The organism is Pseudomonas sp. Marseille-Q8238 (genome assembly GCF_965111915.1).
On record NZ_CBCOPI010000001.1, the window covers coordinates 1,480,043 to 1,494,682 of the forward strand.

Annotated in this window: 17 protein-coding genes; 8 read left to right on the forward strand and 9 right to left on the reverse strand. The window is 61.3% G+C overall.

From position 1 onward, the window contains the following. Positions 1 to 18 precede the first annotated feature (18 nt). The 5 genes from ACWPW0_RS06815 to ACWPW0_RS06835 all read left to right on the forward strand — a co-directional run bounded on the left by ACWPW0_RS06815 (position 19) and on the right by ACWPW0_RS06835 (position 3,483). A complete protein-coding gene (locus tag ACWPW0_RS06815) occupies positions 19 to 498 on the forward strand; it encodes an MFS transporter (protein WP_454254822.1) in 480 nt (159 codons plus the stop codon). 57 nt (positions 499 to 555) lie between these two features. After that, positions 556 to 1,002 (forward strand): HIT family protein, encoded by a 447-nt coding sequence (locus tag ACWPW0_RS06820; protein WP_454254823.1) that lies wholly within the window; start codon positions 556 to 558, stop codon positions 1,000 to 1,002. A 3-nt stretch (positions 1,003 to 1,005) separates the two neighbouring features. Continuing rightward, entirely contained in the window at positions 1,006 to 1,785 is a 780-nt protein-coding gene (locus ACWPW0_RS06825) for a class II glutamine amidotransferase (RefSeq protein ID WP_454254824.1), read from the forward strand. 3 nt (positions 1,786 to 1,788) lie between these two features. Continuing rightward, positions 1,789 to 2,322 carry a DUF2937 family protein gene (locus ACWPW0_RS06830; RefSeq protein WP_454254825.1) on the forward strand — a complete coding sequence of 178 codons (534 nt, stop codon included), beginning with the start codon at positions 1,789 to 1,791 and terminating at the stop codon, positions 2,320 to 2,322. Positions 2,323 to 2,430: 108 nt separating this feature from the next. Further along, positions 2,431 to 3,483: a DUF2167 domain-containing protein gene (locus tag ACWPW0_RS06835; protein ID WP_454254826.1), complete on the forward strand. Its 1,053-nt coding sequence runs from the start codon at positions 2,431 to 2,433 to the stop codon at positions 3,481 to 3,483. A 112-nt stretch (positions 3,484 to 3,595) separates the two neighbouring features. Here the strand turns inward: ACWPW0_RS06835 and ACWPW0_RS06840 are convergent, their stop codons facing one another. From ACWPW0_RS06840 to ACWPW0_RS06855, 4 genes are all read right to left on the reverse strand, one after another. Then, the gene (locus ACWPW0_RS06840; RefSeq protein ID WP_447590351.1) at positions 3,596 to 4,774 is read right to left on the reverse strand and encodes a vWA domain-containing protein; all 1,179 of its coding nucleotides are present in this window, start codon (positions 4,772 to 4,774) and stop codon (positions 3,596 to 3,598) included. A gap of 9 nt (positions 4,775 to 4,783) precedes the next feature. Then, a complete protein-coding gene (locus ACWPW0_RS06845) occupies positions 4,784 to 5,179 on the reverse strand; it encodes a GFA family protein (RefSeq protein WP_454254827.1) in 396 nt (131 codons plus the stop codon). Positions 5,180 to 5,186: 7 nt separating this feature from the next. Beyond that, the gene (locus ACWPW0_RS06850) at positions 5,187 to 6,032 is read right to left on the reverse strand and encodes an AAA family ATPase (RefSeq protein ID WP_447590355.1); all 846 of its coding nucleotides are present in this window, start codon (positions 6,030 to 6,032) and stop codon (positions 5,187 to 5,189) included. Between the two features lie 198 nt (positions 6,033 to 6,230). Beyond that, positions 6,231 to 7,304, reverse strand: a complete 1,074-nt coding sequence (locus tag ACWPW0_RS06855; protein ID WP_454254828.1) for a DUF748 domain-containing protein — start codon at positions 7,302 to 7,304, stop codon at positions 6,231 to 6,233. A 132-nt stretch (positions 7,305 to 7,436) separates the two neighbouring features. On the opposite strand from ACWPW0_RS06855, the gene cysK reads away from it, so the two are divergent. After that, positions 7,437 to 8,411 carry a cysteine synthase A gene (gene cysK, locus ACWPW0_RS06860; protein ID WP_447590363.1) on the forward strand — a complete coding sequence of 325 codons (975 nt, stop codon included), beginning with the start codon at positions 7,437 to 7,439 and terminating at the stop codon, positions 8,409 to 8,411. Between the two features lie 43 nt (positions 8,412 to 8,454). On the opposite strand, the gene ACWPW0_RS06865 is transcribed toward cysK, so the two are convergent. Continuing rightward, positions 8,455 to 9,348 carry a DMT family transporter gene (locus tag ACWPW0_RS06865; RefSeq protein WP_454254829.1) on the reverse strand — a complete coding sequence of 298 codons (894 nt, stop codon included), beginning with the start codon at positions 9,346 to 9,348 and terminating at the stop codon, positions 8,455 to 8,457. 373 nt (positions 9,349 to 9,721) lie between these two features. Here ACWPW0_RS06865 and ACWPW0_RS06870 point away from each other — a divergent pair, with 373 nt between their 5' ends. Further along, positions 9,722 to 10,903, forward strand: a complete 1,182-nt coding sequence (locus tag ACWPW0_RS06870; protein WP_454254830.1) for a CaiB/BaiF CoA transferase family protein — start codon at positions 9,722 to 9,724, stop codon at positions 10,901 to 10,903. A gap of 3 nt (positions 10,904 to 10,906) precedes the next feature. Here ACWPW0_RS06870 and ACWPW0_RS06875 read toward each other — a convergent pair whose 3' ends face one another. From ACWPW0_RS06875 to ACWPW0_RS06890, 4 genes are all read right to left on the reverse strand, one after another. Further along, positions 10,907 to 11,404 (reverse strand): SprT family zinc-dependent metalloprotease, encoded by a 498-nt coding sequence (locus ACWPW0_RS06875; protein ID WP_454254831.1) that lies wholly within the window; start codon positions 11,402 to 11,404, stop codon positions 10,907 to 10,909. A gap of 82 nt (positions 11,405 to 11,486) precedes the next feature. Further along, entirely contained in the window at positions 11,487 to 12,134 is a 648-nt protein-coding gene (locus tag ACWPW0_RS06880; protein WP_454254832.1) for a Yip1 family protein, read from the reverse strand. A 157-nt stretch (positions 12,135 to 12,291) separates the two neighbouring features. Continuing rightward, positions 12,292 to 12,891, reverse strand: coding sequence for a Yip1 family protein (locus tag ACWPW0_RS06885; RefSeq protein WP_447590373.1), 600 nt, complete (start codon positions 12,889 to 12,891; stop codon positions 12,292 to 12,294). A gap of 167 nt (positions 12,892 to 13,058) precedes the next feature. Further along, positions 13,059 to 13,652, reverse strand: a complete 594-nt coding sequence (locus tag ACWPW0_RS06890; RefSeq protein ID WP_454254833.1) for a DNA-J related domain-containing protein — start codon at positions 13,650 to 13,652, stop codon at positions 13,059 to 13,061. A gap of 116 nt (positions 13,653 to 13,768) precedes the next feature. Here ACWPW0_RS06890 and ttcA point away from each other — a divergent pair, with 116 nt between their 5' ends. Further along, entirely contained in the window at positions 13,769 to 14,596 is an 828-nt protein-coding gene (gene ttcA, locus ACWPW0_RS06895; protein WP_447590377.1) for a tRNA 2-thiocytidine(32) synthetase TtcA, read from the forward strand. The last annotated feature ends 44 nt before the right edge of the window (positions 14,597 to 14,640 follow it).

The window sequence follows — 14,640 nt, forward strand, 5'->3', positions numbered from 1 at the left end:
CGGCCAAGCCATGAACGCATGACTGAACAAGACTATCTGCTTGCCTGGGGCGCTTATGCCATTGCTGCGCTCGGCTGCCTGCTGGTGTGGTTTCGTCTCACCAGCTGGATCTGGCGCTGGCTGCGCGAACCACTGCGGGTGCTGGTGGCGGTATTGCTGCTGACCCCGACCATCGTCGACCCGGCTCGCGAGCTGTTTGCCCCGGCCATTGCAGTCACGGCGCTGGACCTGCTGTTCAAGGTTGGCAACAACGCCTGGCGTGCGGTGGCTGATCTGTCGCTGTATATGCTGATTGCCTTCTCCGTGTGGCTGATTTTCGCTGCCCTGCGCTGGCCGGTGGAACGCTGGTGGCGCGCGCGCAAGGGCGAGACGCCGACTGCCACCGTCGAGGATGAACCGACGCTGCGCGACCTGATGGCGCGCAACGACGGCCAGCAGACCGATACCCGCATTGATGGCAATGGCGACCGTCGCCTGCGTATCGAGCCCCGCCTATAAGTCCCGGTGGCTGTCCATGCCTGCCGAGATGCTCAGCCTGTTGCCCAAGGGGTGCCCATGAGTTGTGTGTTCTGTGCCATCGCTGCCGGCCAAATGCCCGCCAATGTGGTCTACCAAGACGAACAGTTTCTGGTGCTGCTGGATATCTTCCCCCTGCGCCCGGCTCATGTGCTGATCATTACCCGTGAGCACGCGCCGTTTCTCACCGATCTCTCGGCAGCTCCGCGCGACGCCTTGCTGGCGCTCGCCGCGCGGGTTGCCCAGGCCTTGTATGGCAGCGGCCTTGGGGTTGCCGGGATCAACCTGATGATCAACGATGGGCCGGTAGCCAACCAACACGTCCCTCATCTGCACCTGCACCTGTTGCCACGTCGTCCGGGTGATTTGCCGGCGTTGATCTGGCGCATCCTGACGCGCTTCCTGCCGTTCGGCCGCAAGGCCATCGAGGCCCGCCTGCAGCGTGAGGCGGATGTACTGCGCAACGCCCTGCAACGAGAACCATGAACCATGTGTGAATTGCTCGGCATGAGCGCCAATGTCCCGACCGACATCGTTTTCAGCTTTACCGGGCTGATGCAGCGGGGCGGCGGTACGGGCCCGCACCGCGATGGCTGGGGCATCGCCTTCTATGAGGGCCGTGGCCTGCGCCTGTTTCAGGACCCGTCGGCGAGTGTCGAGTCCGAGGTGGCGCGTTTGGTACAGCGTTACCCGATCAAGAGCGAAACGGTGATTGGTCATATCCGCCAGGCCAATGTCGGCAAGGTCTGCCTGAGCAATACGCACCCATTCGTGCGCGAACTGTGGGGGCGCAACTGGTGTTTCGCCCATAACGGACAACTGGCCGATTTTGCCCCGCAGCACAGCTTCTACCGACCGGTGGGCGATACCGACAGCGAGGCGGCGTTCTGTGAATTACTCAACCGGGTGCGCAACGCCTTCCCCGAGCCTGTGCCAGTGGAAGTGCTGCTGCCGGTGCTGATCCAGTCGGCTCAGGCATTTCGTCGCCTGGGTGTGTTCAACTGCCTGCTCAGTGATGGTGACTGGCTGTTCGCCTTTTGCTCGACCAAACTGGCACAGATCACCCGCCGCGCACCGTTTGGCCCGGCGCGCTTGAAAGATGTCGATGTCATCGTCGATTTCCAGTCCGAAACCACGCCGAACGACGTGGTCACGGTGATCGCCACCGAGCCGCTGACCGATAACGAGCGCTGGACGCTGTTCCAGCCCGGTGAGTGGAGCCTGTGGCGTCGTGGTGAGCGGGTCGCTCATGGGCAAATGGGGGAGTAAGGCATGTTCAGGGGTTATCTGCGTCTGGTGGTGTTCGGTCTCGGTTTGCTGATTGGCGTGCAGGTGCCAGGGTTTATCGACGATTACAGCAAGCGGGTGGATGCGCACCGCGCCGAGTCGGAGCAAAGCCTCAGCGGCTTTCGCGAAACGGCTCATCGCTTCTTCAAGGATGACCTCGATGCCCTGGTCGCTCACTACCGGGCCAGCACCGATGCGGTGATGCGCAGTGACGCCGATAGCGTCAATCGCCTGGTAACCCGTGCCAATTTGCTGGAGGACGAGTGGTTGGCCATGCACGGTCCCTGGTACACCCAGGTGGCCCACCTGATGACTTCGGCTGACCCGGAGCTGTTCCAGGAAACCGTCGATGCCTATACCTACCAGGTCTTGCTGGCGCCGCAGGCGATTGCCTGGGGCCTTGGTTGTGCGCTGGTGCTGGCCTGGCTGGTGGAACTGATCGTGCTTGCGGCGGGCTGGACGCTGGGCTTCGGGCGCAAGCACCGCATCATCCAGACGGAACAACGTCACTGGCGCTGAAACATTCAGCCTGGATGTTTCAAAAAGTTGCGCTGGCTCGCCGAATTTCAATCACCTCCATGTTAGGGTGGCGCCCTTCAATCAAGCCCCCATCGTCATGGAGTTCATATGTCGATCAAGGAAGTCATCCTTGCCGCCCTGTTGTTTGCCGTTACCCCTCTCGCTCATGCCAATCCCTCGGTTCAGGAGGTCGACACGAATGCCTCTGAGCAGGTGACGGCAGGAGAGGAAATCAGCGAGGACGAAGAGGAAGGTGAGGAGTTCGACGAAGAAGCGTTCATCGACAGCCTGAATTTCCAGCAAGGCAAGATCATTCTTGGCGATAACCTCGCCACCCTCAATTTGCCGGCCAATTACGTCTTCCTCAATGGCGAGGATGCCGAGCGGCTGCTAGTCGAGGCCTGGGGCAACCCTCCGGACGCCGAGCTGCCATTGGGCATGGTGTTGCCTGCCGGTATTTCGCCGCTGGCTGCAGAGTCCTGGGCTGTGACCGTCGAGTATGAAAAGAAGGGCTATGTATCCGACGAGGATGCCGGCGATATCGATTACGCCGACATGCTCAAGGATCTGCAGGAAGAGGCCCGTACCGATAACGCGTGGCGCGCCGAGAACGGCTACGAGTCTGTCGAGCTGGTTGGTTGGGCCGATCAGCCGCACTACGACGCCGAAGGCAAGAAGCTGCATTGGGCCAAGGAGCTCAAGTTCGGTGACAGTGAGGAAAACACCCTCAACTACAACATCCGCGTGCTGGGCCGCCAGGGTGTACTGGTGCTGAACTTCATTGCCAACATGGATCAGTTGGCCGATATCCAGAAGAACGTACCGACGGTGCTGGCCATGACCGAATTCAATCAGGGCCATCGCTACGCCGATTTCAACCCGGATATCGATGAGGTCGCGGCGTATGGCATTGGTGCCCTGATCGCCGGCAAGCTGGCGGCCAAGGCGGGTCTGTTCGCCACGCTGCTGATTCTGCTGAAGAAACTGTGGATCGTGCCGGTACTGCTCTTCGGTTGGTTGGGCAAGCGCCTGTTCGGCAAGAAGAAAGCCGAAGTGGCCGCTCCAGTCGTGGAGCCCGTAGCTGCCGTGGCAGAACCCGCGCCTGTGGCCCCAGCCACCACCGTGCTGGACCTGAACAAACCGGAAGACGACAAGCGCTGAGTTCGTCATGCCCTTGTCGGCGTAGGGTCGGCAACGCAATGCGCCTGCCCTACGTGCAGCCACAAAAGAAAAGGCCCCGATTGGGGCCTTTTCCGTTTGTGGCGGACGCGAGTTACTTCGAAAGGAAGCGCATGCCTTCTTCCAGTCCACGCAGGGTCAGCGGGTGCATCTGGTCGTTGATCAACTCGCGCACGATGTTGGTCGAAGCGGTGTAGCTCCAGGCATCCTTGGGGTACGGGTTGATCCAGATGAGCTTCTTGTACTTCTCCATGAAGCGCTTCATCCACACGTAACCGGCTTCCTCGTTCCAGTGTTCGACGCTGCCGCCGGCCTGGGTGATCTCGTAGGGCGCCATGGCCGCATCGCCGATGAAGATCACCTTGTAGTCGGCGCCGTACTTGTGCAGCAGATCGAGGGTGGAGAAGCGTTCGCTGGTGCGGCGCAGGTTGTTCTTCCACACCGACTCGTAGATGAAGTTGTGGAAGTAGAAGTACTCGAGATGCTTGAACTCGGTCTTGCAGGCCGAGAACAGTTCCTCGCAGACCTTGACGTGGGCGTCCATGGAACCGCCGATGTCGAACAACAGCAGCAGCTTCACGGTGTTGCGCCGCTCCGGGCGCATCTGGATGTTGAGGAGGCCGCCGTCCTTCGCCGTGTGGTCGATGGTGCCGCCCAGGTCGAACTCTTCTGCCGCACCTTCACGGGCGAACTTGCGCAGGCGACGCAGGGCCACCTTGATATTGCGCGTACCCAGTTCGACCTGGTCGTCGAGGTTCTTGTACTCGCGCTGATCCCAGACCTTGACCGCCTTGCCCTGGCGCTTGCCGGCATCGCCGACGCGCACGCCTTCCGGGTTGTAGCCGCCGGAGCCGAACGGGCTGGTGCCGCCGGTGCCGATCCACTTGTTGCCACCGGCATGCCTTTCTTTCTGCTCTTCGAGGCGTTTCTTGAACTCCTCGATCAGCTTCTCCAGGCCGCCAAGCGACTGGATCTGGGCGCGCTCCTCGTCGGTCAGGTGTTTCTCGAATTCCTTGCGCAGCCAGTCTTCGGGAATCATCGCCTCGAGGAAGTCGTCGAGCTTCTCCAGGCCTTTGAAGTAGGCGGCGAAGGCGCGGTCGAACTTGTCGAAGTGGCGTTCGTCCTTGACCATCACCGTGCGGGCGAGAAAGTAGAACTCGTCCATGTCGGCGAAGATCACGTGCTGTTTCAGCGCATTGATCAGGTCGAGCAGCTCGCGTACCGAAACCGGCACCTTGGCTGCGCGCATTTCATTGAACAGGTTGAGCAGCATGGGATGTCCTCAATCGCGCATTTCGACAGACGTGCTGTCGCTTAGACGGTACCAGGCAGCGCATGAGTCGGTATGAATGTGCTTCTGCGCGATGTTCGTCAGTGGTGTATCCAGCGTGCCCAGGGCGATCGACAGCCAGTTGGGGTAGGGGTGCTCGGCGAACCATTGCAGGTTGGTGCCACAGTGGCGGCAGAACGTCCGGCTCACACCCGGCGAAGAGTTGAACACGACAACCGATTCCTCGCCCTGGGTGAACCGAAAATGTTCTCGACGCACGTTGGTGTAGGTGGCGAACGCCGCGCCGTGCCCTTTACGGCATTGTGTGCAATGACAATGGGTCGCGGAATCTATGGGCGCGTCGACCTGGTAGGTCACCGCGCCACAGAGGCAACTGCCGTGATACATGGACTGCTCAGCGCGAGGCGCGACGGCTCATGAACGCCAGGCGCTCGAGCAACTGCACATCCTGCTCGTTCTTCACCAGGGCACCGGCCAGTGGCGGAATGGCCTTGGTTGGATCGCGCTCGCGCAGCACTGCTTCGCCGATGTTGTCGGCCATCAGCAGCTTCAGCCAGTCAACCAGTTCGCTGGTGGAGGGCTTCTTCTTCAGGCCCGGCACCTTGCGTACATCGAAGAACACGTCCAGCGCCTCGGCGACCAGCTCGTTGCTGATGCTCGGGTAGTGCACGTCGACGATTTTCTTCAGTGTTTCGCGGTCAGGGAAGGCGATGTAGTGGAAGAAGCAGCGGCGCAGGAAGGCGTCCGGCAGTTCCTTTTCGTTGTTCGAGGTGATGATGATGATCGGGCGCTGTTTGGCCTTGATCGTCTCGTCGGTCTCGTAAACGTAGAACTCCATCTTGTCGAGTTCTTGCAGCAGGTCGTTGGGGAACTCGATGTCGGCCTTGTCGATCTCGTCGATCAGCAGGATCACGCGTTCTTCGGACTCGAAGGCCTCCCACAGCTTGCCTTTCTTGATGTAGTTGCGCACATCGTGGACTTTGTCCGAATCCAGCTGCGAGTCACGCAGGCGGCTGACCGCGTCGTACTCGTACAGACCCTGGTGAGCCTTGGTGGTCGATTTGATGTGCCAGGTGATCAGCTTGGCGCCAAAGGCTTCGGCCAGTTGCTCGGCGAGCATGGTCTTGCCGGTGCCTGGCTCGCCCTTGACCAGCAGCGGACGCTGCAGGGTGATGGAGGCGTTGACCGCGAGCTTGAGGTCGTCGGTGGCGACGTAGGACTGGGTGCCTTCGAACTTCATCTGGAAATCCTCGAACGGTAACGCCCGTGGCGAAACCGGGTGGTTCGGTATGTACGAAAGTGGCGACTATAACGTGCGTGGAGGTGGAGTGTGAACGCAGACGTGCCATTCAGTCACTGAATGGCGGGTCACGCGGTTATCGACCACATTCTTCGCCAGGGGCCCGACTTTAGCTGAGTTGGGCAGCGATTCGCGGGCTCATTCCGATGGCGGACTGTTCTCGAAGCGGGTATTGAAGGCCTTGATGAAGGCATTGCGCAGAATGCCGAGGATGGCCTGCAAGGCGCTGACATTCTGCTGCTCCACACTGCCGCTGAGTTCGACGCGAGTGGCGAACTGGTTTTTGCTCTGGTTCTTCAGCACTTTTTCGCTGCCACCGACCAGGGCTTCCCAGATGGAACGGAAAAAGCCTTTGTCGTCGCGCTCCACATCCTGTTGCCAGTTGAATACCTCCACATCGCGCAGCAGGGGCTTGATATAACCGCTGAGCTGTCCGTTCTCGGCGCTGGCCTCGATCACCAGGTCACCGCTGCCGGCATTGAAGTCGAACTTGCCGTAGGCGTTGGCCAGGTCATTGAGCTGGCGCAGTTCGATGCCGGTGGCTCGCAGGCGCATGGCGAAGTCCTGAAAGTTGTGGAATGGGTCGAACACTGCCGTGGCTTCTATGGGCGCGTGATCGAGCAGCAGGCCCTTGCCTTCGAAACGGGCCACCCGCGAGCCGCTGGCATCGGCAACGTTGGTCAGGTTGTACAGGCTGGCCTCGATCTTGTTGGCCTTGATGTTGACCGGTGGTTTCGCACTGTAGTTGTGGAAGCCGAGGGTGCCGTCGACAACCCGGAGTTCGTTGAGGGTGATGGGTAGCAGCTTGTTCAACTGTTCGCGCCAATCGACACCGGCACCGGTCTGTGAGGCGCTTTGATCCTTGCCGCCGTCGACGAAGTTCAGCTCCGGCGCAGTGAAGATCACCTGGGCGACGATACCGTGCTCGTACCACAGCGAGTGCCAGCTCACCGCAATATCGATAGTGGGTGCGTCGAGCAGCGGTACGGGAACCTGACCGTCGGTCTTGACGATGCGCAGACCGTTGATCTGGTAGGCACCACGCCACCAGGCCAGGTCAATGTCGGTGATGTGGCCGCGGTAGTCGCCCATGTCCGCCAACTTGCCATTGAGGTAGTCGCGGATCACGTAGGGCAGGGCGATATGCAGCGCCACCACCAGGCCGACAAGGCCAAGCAGGAGCCACAAGGGCAGGCTGTAGCGACGTTTCATCAGGGCATCCGTTTCTGCGCGTCTGTTTGATGGACTGCAACGTGCTGTCGAGAGTTCGACCTGTCTGCGGCTGGACGATCCGGGTCATGCGGCATAGGCTGACGGGCTCGCGTATCGACAAGGACAAACGCCATGAGCCGCATTTATGCAGACAACGCGCAATCCATCGGTAATACACCGTTGGTGCAGATCAATCGCCTGGGGCCGAAGGGCGTCACCATCTTGGCCAAGATCGAAGGGCGCAACCCAGGGTATTCGGTGAAATGCCGGATTGGCGCCAACATGATCTGGGATGCCGAGTCGCGCGGCGTGCTCAAGCCGGGCATGACCCTGGTCGAGCCCACCTCCGGCAACACCGGTATCGGCCTGGCGTTCGTTGCGGCGGCACGTGGCTACAAGCTACTGCTGACCATGCCCGCGTCGATGAGCCTGGAACGACGCAAGGTGCTCAAGGCCCTGGGCGCTGAACTGGTCCTGACCGAACCGGCCAAGGGCATGAAAGGGGCTATCGAGAAAGCCGCCGAGATTGCCAACTCCGACCCGCAGAAGTACTTCCAGCCGCAGCAGTTCGAGAACCCGGCGAACCCGGCGATTCACGAGAAAACCACCGGTCCGGAAATCTGGAACGACACGGACGGTGCCATCGATGTACTGGTGGCGGGCGTCGGTACCGGCGGCACCATCACCGGTATTTCCCGCTATATCAAGCACACGCGCCACAAGCCGATCCTGTCGGTGGCGGTGGAGCCGATTGGCTCGCCGGTGATCACCCAGACCCTGGCGGGCGAAGAGGTCAAACCCAGCCCGCACAAGCTGCAGGGCATTGGTGCCGGTTTCGTGCCGAAGAACCTCGACCTGTCCATCGTCGACCGCGTCGAGCTGGTTTCCGATGACGAGTCCAAGGCCATGGCCCTGCGCCTGATGCAGGAAGAGGGCATCCTCTGTGGCATTTCCTGTGGAGCAGCCATGGCAGCGGCGGTGCGTATGGCCGAGGCGCCGGAGATGCAGGGCAAGACCATCGTGGTGATCCTGCCGGACTCCGGTGAGCGTTATCTGTCGAGCATGCTGTTCAGCGATCTGTTTACCGAGCAGGAACTGCAACCCTGATCGACGAGGCCAGCCTGCCAGGTTACTGGCAGGCCGCGCGGATTCAGGTGCGAGGCGCCGGGCTGGGACGCAAGACCAGCCACAGCGCCATGGCGATCAGCACGCCGCCATACAGATAGGCCCAGGACAGCGGCTCATCGAGCAACAACACCCCCCAGAGCACGCCGAACGGTGGAATGAGGAAGGTCACGGCCATCGACTTGACCGGGCCAACATCAGCGATCAGGCGGAAATACAGGATATAGGCCAGGGATGTGCAGACCAGGCCCAGACCGGCCAATGCCAGCCACAGCGAAGGCTCGAGCCAGGGTGCAAGAGTCTGGCTAGGCAGTTTCCAGAGCATGAAGGGTAGCAGCAGAAGGCTGGCGCTGAGCTGGCTGGCGAAGGCCAGCAAGCGACCGTCGACGCCCCCCTGCTGGGTGATCCAGCGACGGGTGAGAAAGCCGGCTAAACCGTAGCAACTGGTGGCGACCAGGCAGGCGACGGCGCCCAGTAGCAGCTCCGTGTCGAAAGCCATCGGCCCGGTGCGGGTCAGCACGCCAACGCCAGCCAGGCCGAGTAACACACCGCCGAATTTCGCCGGTGTGGCGGGTTCATGGAAGAACAGCGTCCCGATCAATACGCCCATCAACGGGGTGGTGGCATTGAATACTGCCGAGTAACCAGCCGGCAGGTGCTGAGCGGCGAGTGCGTACATGGCGAACGGAATCCCCGAACTGACCACGCCCAGTAGCAGCGCCTTGCCCAGCTTGCCGCGGTAATCCCAGCCGCTGCGCATGACCTGGATGATCACCAGCAGGCCCAGTGTGGCCAGCAGTACACGGCCGAAGGCGGTGGGCAACGCACCGACCTGCGGCACCAGCATGCGGATGAACAGGAAGCTCGCGCCCCAGATGGCAGCGAGGGCAAGCAGGCGGAAATAGTCGGCGGGACGCACGGGCGGCTCCTTTGCGGGAGCGCAAAGGATACGCCGCATGGGCGGGCGCGCAATCTACAGTTGAAGGGCAATGTTGTGGAGCAGTTGCGCGCCTGGGCGATTGGGTCAATGGCGCCGAGCGCTTGGGTCATTGAGCGAGGCCGTCAACGGCACCTACCCTGAGGGCACGTTCAACCAGCGTGGGCCATCAAGGCCGTGGGTCAACCCCCATGCATTGTTAAAGGTACCGTTCGCTGGCAACGTTTCGTCACGCGCGTCGCCTCGTTGCCTGAGCAGAGCCGAGCTCCCGTTTCGAGCCGAGAGCGAGAACCGGCGTAGATACGCAGCGTGTGTTCAAGCTTGCCTGTTGACCCTTTCTGATTCTGGAGTCGTCATGTCTGGCCCGTTGTCTTCGTTGAAAGTCCTCGATTTCTCTACCCTGCTGCCTGGGCCGTTCGCTTCGCTGCTGCTGGCGGACATGGGCGCTGAGGTGCTGCGTGTGGAATCGCCGACCCGTGCAGATCTGGTCCGCGTGCTGCCCCCCTTCGAGGGCGGTTGTTCGACCAGCCACGCCTACCTCAACCGCAACAAGCGTTCGCTGGCACTGGATCTCAAACAGCCCGGCGCGCTCGCGGTGGTGCATCGACTGGTCGAGGAGTACGACATCCTGCTGGAACAATTCCGGCCGGGCGTGATGGACAAACTCGGGCTGGGATACGACGTCTTGAAGGCGATCAATCCCCGGCTGATCTATGTGTCGATTACCGGCTATGGGCAGACCGGGCCGTACCGGGATCGTGCCGGTCATGACCTCAACTACCTGGCCCTGAGCGGCCTGGCCAGCTACACGGGACGACGCGAGAGCGGGCCGTTGCCGCTGGGTATGCAGGTGGCGGATATCGCGGGTGGTTCGCTGCATGGCGTTATCGGTCTGCTCGCTGCGGTGGTGCAACGCCAGCAGACAGGGCAGGGGCAGCACGTGGATATCAGCATGACCGATTGTGCATTCAGCCTGCACGCCATGTCCGGTGCCGGCTTCCTCGCCGGCGGCGTGGAGCCGGAGATGGAAGGCCAGGCGCTCAATGGCGGCAGCTTTTATGATTACTACCGCACCCGTGATGGCCGTTGGTTGTCGGTGGGTAGCCTGGAGCCGCAGTTCATGCAGCAGTTCTGCGCACAACTGGGGCGCCCGGAGCTGGCTGCACGCGGCCTCTCGCCCAAGGCGGAAGACCAGCGCGCGCTCAAGCGCGAGATCGAAATCGAGATCGAGAAGCGCGACTTCGCCGAATGGCAGCAGCGTTTTGCTGCTGTGGATGCGTGTGTCGAACCGGTGCTGGGCCTGGCCGAAGCCGTCGAGCACCCGCAGCTCCAGGCGCGCGGGCTGGTCACCGAGGTGCCACGCGAGGGCGGGGCGGCCCAGCGGCAGATTGCCTGCCCGATCCGTTTTTCCGGTGGGCTGGATGCACCGAGGCACATTGGTGTCGCGGTAGGTGCCCACAGCGCCGAGGTACTACGCGAAATTGGCTACAACGACGAGCAGATCGCCGAGCTCAAGGCCGGCAAGGTCATGGGGTAGACGCTATTCGACACGTTGTTCACCGCTGAATACCAGCGTCGCCCGGCAGCGCCGGCAGAAGTAACGTCGGCCTTTGGCTACCAGTGAATGGCGTTGGGCGGAGAAGGGAAATTCGCTGCTGTTCGGGCATTGGCAGAGGTAGACGAAACGCGTGACCTTGCGCCGGCCAACGTCATAGGTGTGGCAACGATCCGGCGGCAGCTCGTAAACGCCGCGCATGATCAGTTGCCATTCTTCGCCGTGAGGCTGGATGCGTCCACCGAACATCTGATGGGCGATCAGGTGCGCGACTTCGTGGGCCACGGTCTGTTTGAGGAAATGTTCGCGGTTTTCCGCATACAGCTTGGGATTGAAGCGCAGCAGGTTTTCAGTCAGGTGGGCTACCCCCGCTTTTTGCCCACGTAGCTTGAAGCTGACCTCGGGTCGGGGAAAGCGGCGGTTGAAGAAGGCTTCGGCCTGTTGATAGCAGGCTTCCACGCGGTTGTTGAGCGACTCGGGCATGCGGCTCCTCCAGAAGCCGGCAATTATGCCGCAATCCCTCGGGAGGAGACCCTATCTCCAATTGTCCGCCTGTCGACTGGCGCTATTGCGGGCGTTCATCCTGCGTCGGGTAAGCCTGGTCAGTGGCTGGCGCACGCTCGTAGTTCGGTTGCAGGTACATGTTCCAGTGCAGGATGGCCGATACCAGCAGCGTCACCAGGACCAGCACTGCCACGGCCCACACCGAACCGGCATAGACCAGTCCCTGGTTCTGTCGCAGGCGCATGAAGGTCGGCAGGCCGACGAACAGCAGGAAGGTGGAGTAGGCACACCCCAGGCCCAGCACAGCCACTGCCAGCCAGCGGCTCGGGTAGAGCGAGGCCAGTCCGGCGATGAACAGCGGCGTCGCGGTATAGGCGGCGAAGCCGATGCATTGGTTCAACGTTGGACGTGCCTCGAAGGTACGCGACATCCAGCGAATGAACCCGCCCATGATCAGGGTGCCGAGCAGGGTCGTCAGGTAGATGGTTATGCTGAGGAGCAGCGCGCTGCGGGTGTCCAGGGTTACGCGCTCGTTTTCCGCCAGGCTCCAGCCAACCTCCGTGGTCCCGATAAACAGGCTGACCGCGGGTATCAGGGCGAGCAGCAGCAGGTGGCTCAGGTAGTGCACGCTGTTGCGTTCCTCTTCCTGGCGGATCTCGTGCCAGGCAGCATCCGGGCGCGTGAACAGGGTGAGAAAATGCGGAGCCATGGGGCGTTCCTCCTTGGGCAAGGGTGGTGGCCCGATGAATGCTTTTGCATCGGCGTCATAGGTTAGAGCGCGCTATGCCACCAGGGGGTTCAACCTTTTTCGGCCCTGCAGAAACGAAGAAGCCGCCTGATGGCGGCTTCTGCTTCAACGTCATGATTCAGCTGATGTATACCGGGCCGACGCCCAGCCCCCAGAAAATCACCGAGCAGGCAATCATTGCCACCAGCACCACCAGGCCGACGGCCAGGACAGAGCTGGAGAACATGAAGCCTTCTTCAGTCGAGATGTTCATGAAGGTTGGCAGGCCGGTGTACAGCAAGTACACCGTGTAGGCCACCGCTGCCGTGCCGATCAGCATCGCCAACCACAGGCTGGGGTAAAGCGCGGCTATGCCACCGATGAACAGCGGTGTGGCGGTATAGGCTGCAAACACCACGCATTGGGTCAGGGTTGGGTTGGCGGCATAGGTGCGGGCCATCCAGTGGATGAACGCGCCCATCACGATGACCCCGGCCAGCATCGCCAGGTACGACATGACGGTCATTTGTAACGCACTGGATTCGGTCAGTTTGACCGGCATGCCATTACCTACCGTCCAGCCCACCTGGGTGGTGCCGAAGTAAGCGCAGAGTGCCGGGATGGCAGCAAGAATCAGAACGTGGGTCAGGTACATGTGGCTGATGCTTTCTTCTTCGCCACGAATTTCCTGCCACTCCTGGTCGGGATGGGTGAAGAGCCCCCAAACATGGTGGATCATGCAGACACCTCCTCTTTTTTATTGTCGGCCGCCCCGAACAAGAGGCCCGCTCCGCGTCGTCCAGCGATGGCGGGTATCGGTTCGAATCACTGCGACCGTATGTCGCAGTATAGGCAAAGGCTGCAGCCCGCGCGGTGCGTGGCTTAGAGCGAATCGCGATGTTCAGGTCAGCGGTAATAACGCTGAAGTATTTCCATGGCCAGATTGATCGACTGCAGACGACTGGTGTTGCCACCTCGGTCGGGGTGATGCTGGCTCACCAGCTGCCGATAGCGCAGCTTGATGACGGCAAGGCTGATTGGTTGGTCCAGGTCCAGTTCGAACAGCTCCAGTGCGGCACGTTTTTCGTCGCCGCCCTGCATGCGTGTCCAGAAACTGGCCAAGAGCTTTTCCACGTCGTCTTCGCCGGTTTCGCGCAGGTGGCGCAGGTCCAGGTAGTAGTCACGCAGGGGATCGCGTTCGGCGAGTGCCGCCTGGCCGGGGCTCCAGGGCAGCAGGCGGACGCACAGCGGATTGATGTCCACGTGCGCCTGCTGGGCCTGCCACAGCTGTTCGCGCAACAGGTAGAGGGCGTTGAACAGCAGGAAATGCGTGCGAAACAGCACCAGCTTGTCGGCCAGTGGCAGGTTGGGGATATGCGTGGAGTGCCGGCTCTTGAGCTGCTGAATCAACTCGAACTCGCTGATGCCCGCAGGTGTTCCCCGCAGCAGTTCATGCACCTGCTCGCAGAGTGACTGGGCGGGGTCGAGGTCGCTGTTCATCGGAAGGCCGGCCATCAGGGAGTGGGAATGTGCGCTCAGAGCCTAACACGGGCTGCCGTGAGCCGGCTTTGTGCGTAAAATGGCCAGCTTTTCGCCTTCCCCCGGATTTCCCGCGCATGTCCAGCAGCCTCTCGGTCAACCAGAACAAATTGCAGAAACGCCTGCGCCGCCTGGCCGGCGAAGCCGTCACCGATTTCAACATGATCGAAGAGGGCGACAAGGTCATGGTCTGCCTGTCCGGCGGCAAAGACAGCTACACCATGCTCGACGTATTGCTGTACCTGCAGAAGGTTGCGCCGATCTCCTTCGAAATCGTCGCGGTGAACATGGACCAGAAGCAACCCGGCTTCCCTGAGCACGTGCTGCCGGCCTACCTGGAATCCATTGGCGTGGCCTATCACATCGTCGAGAAGGACACCTATTCGGTGGTCAAGGAGAAGATCCCGGAAGGCAAGACCACCTGCTCGCTGTGCTCGCGCCTGCGCCGCGGCACGCTGTACACCTTCGCCGACGAGATCGGCGCGACCAAGATGGCCCTCGGGCATCACCGCGACGACATCCTGGAAACCTTCTTCCTCAACATGTTCTATGGCGGCACCCTCAAGGCCATGCCACCCAAGTTGCGTGCCGACGACGGGCGCAACGTGGTGATCCGTCCGCTGGCCTACTGCAGCGAGAAGGACATCCAGGCTTACTCGGACATGAAGGAGTTCCCGATCATCCCGTGCAACCTGTGCGGCTCCCAGGAAAACCTGCAGCGTCAGGTGGTCAAGGAGATGCTGGTGGAGTGGGAACGCAAGTCGCCGGGGCGTACCGAGATCATGTTCCGCGCGCTGCAGAACGTGGTGCCGTCGCAACTGGCCGACCGCAACCTGTTCGACTTCAACAGCCTGAAGATCGACGAAAGCGCCACTCCGCGCTTTCTCGATGTGATGAACCTGTAATTTCGGCTGAATACACAGCGCGCCTTACGAAGCCGTTGCTTTTG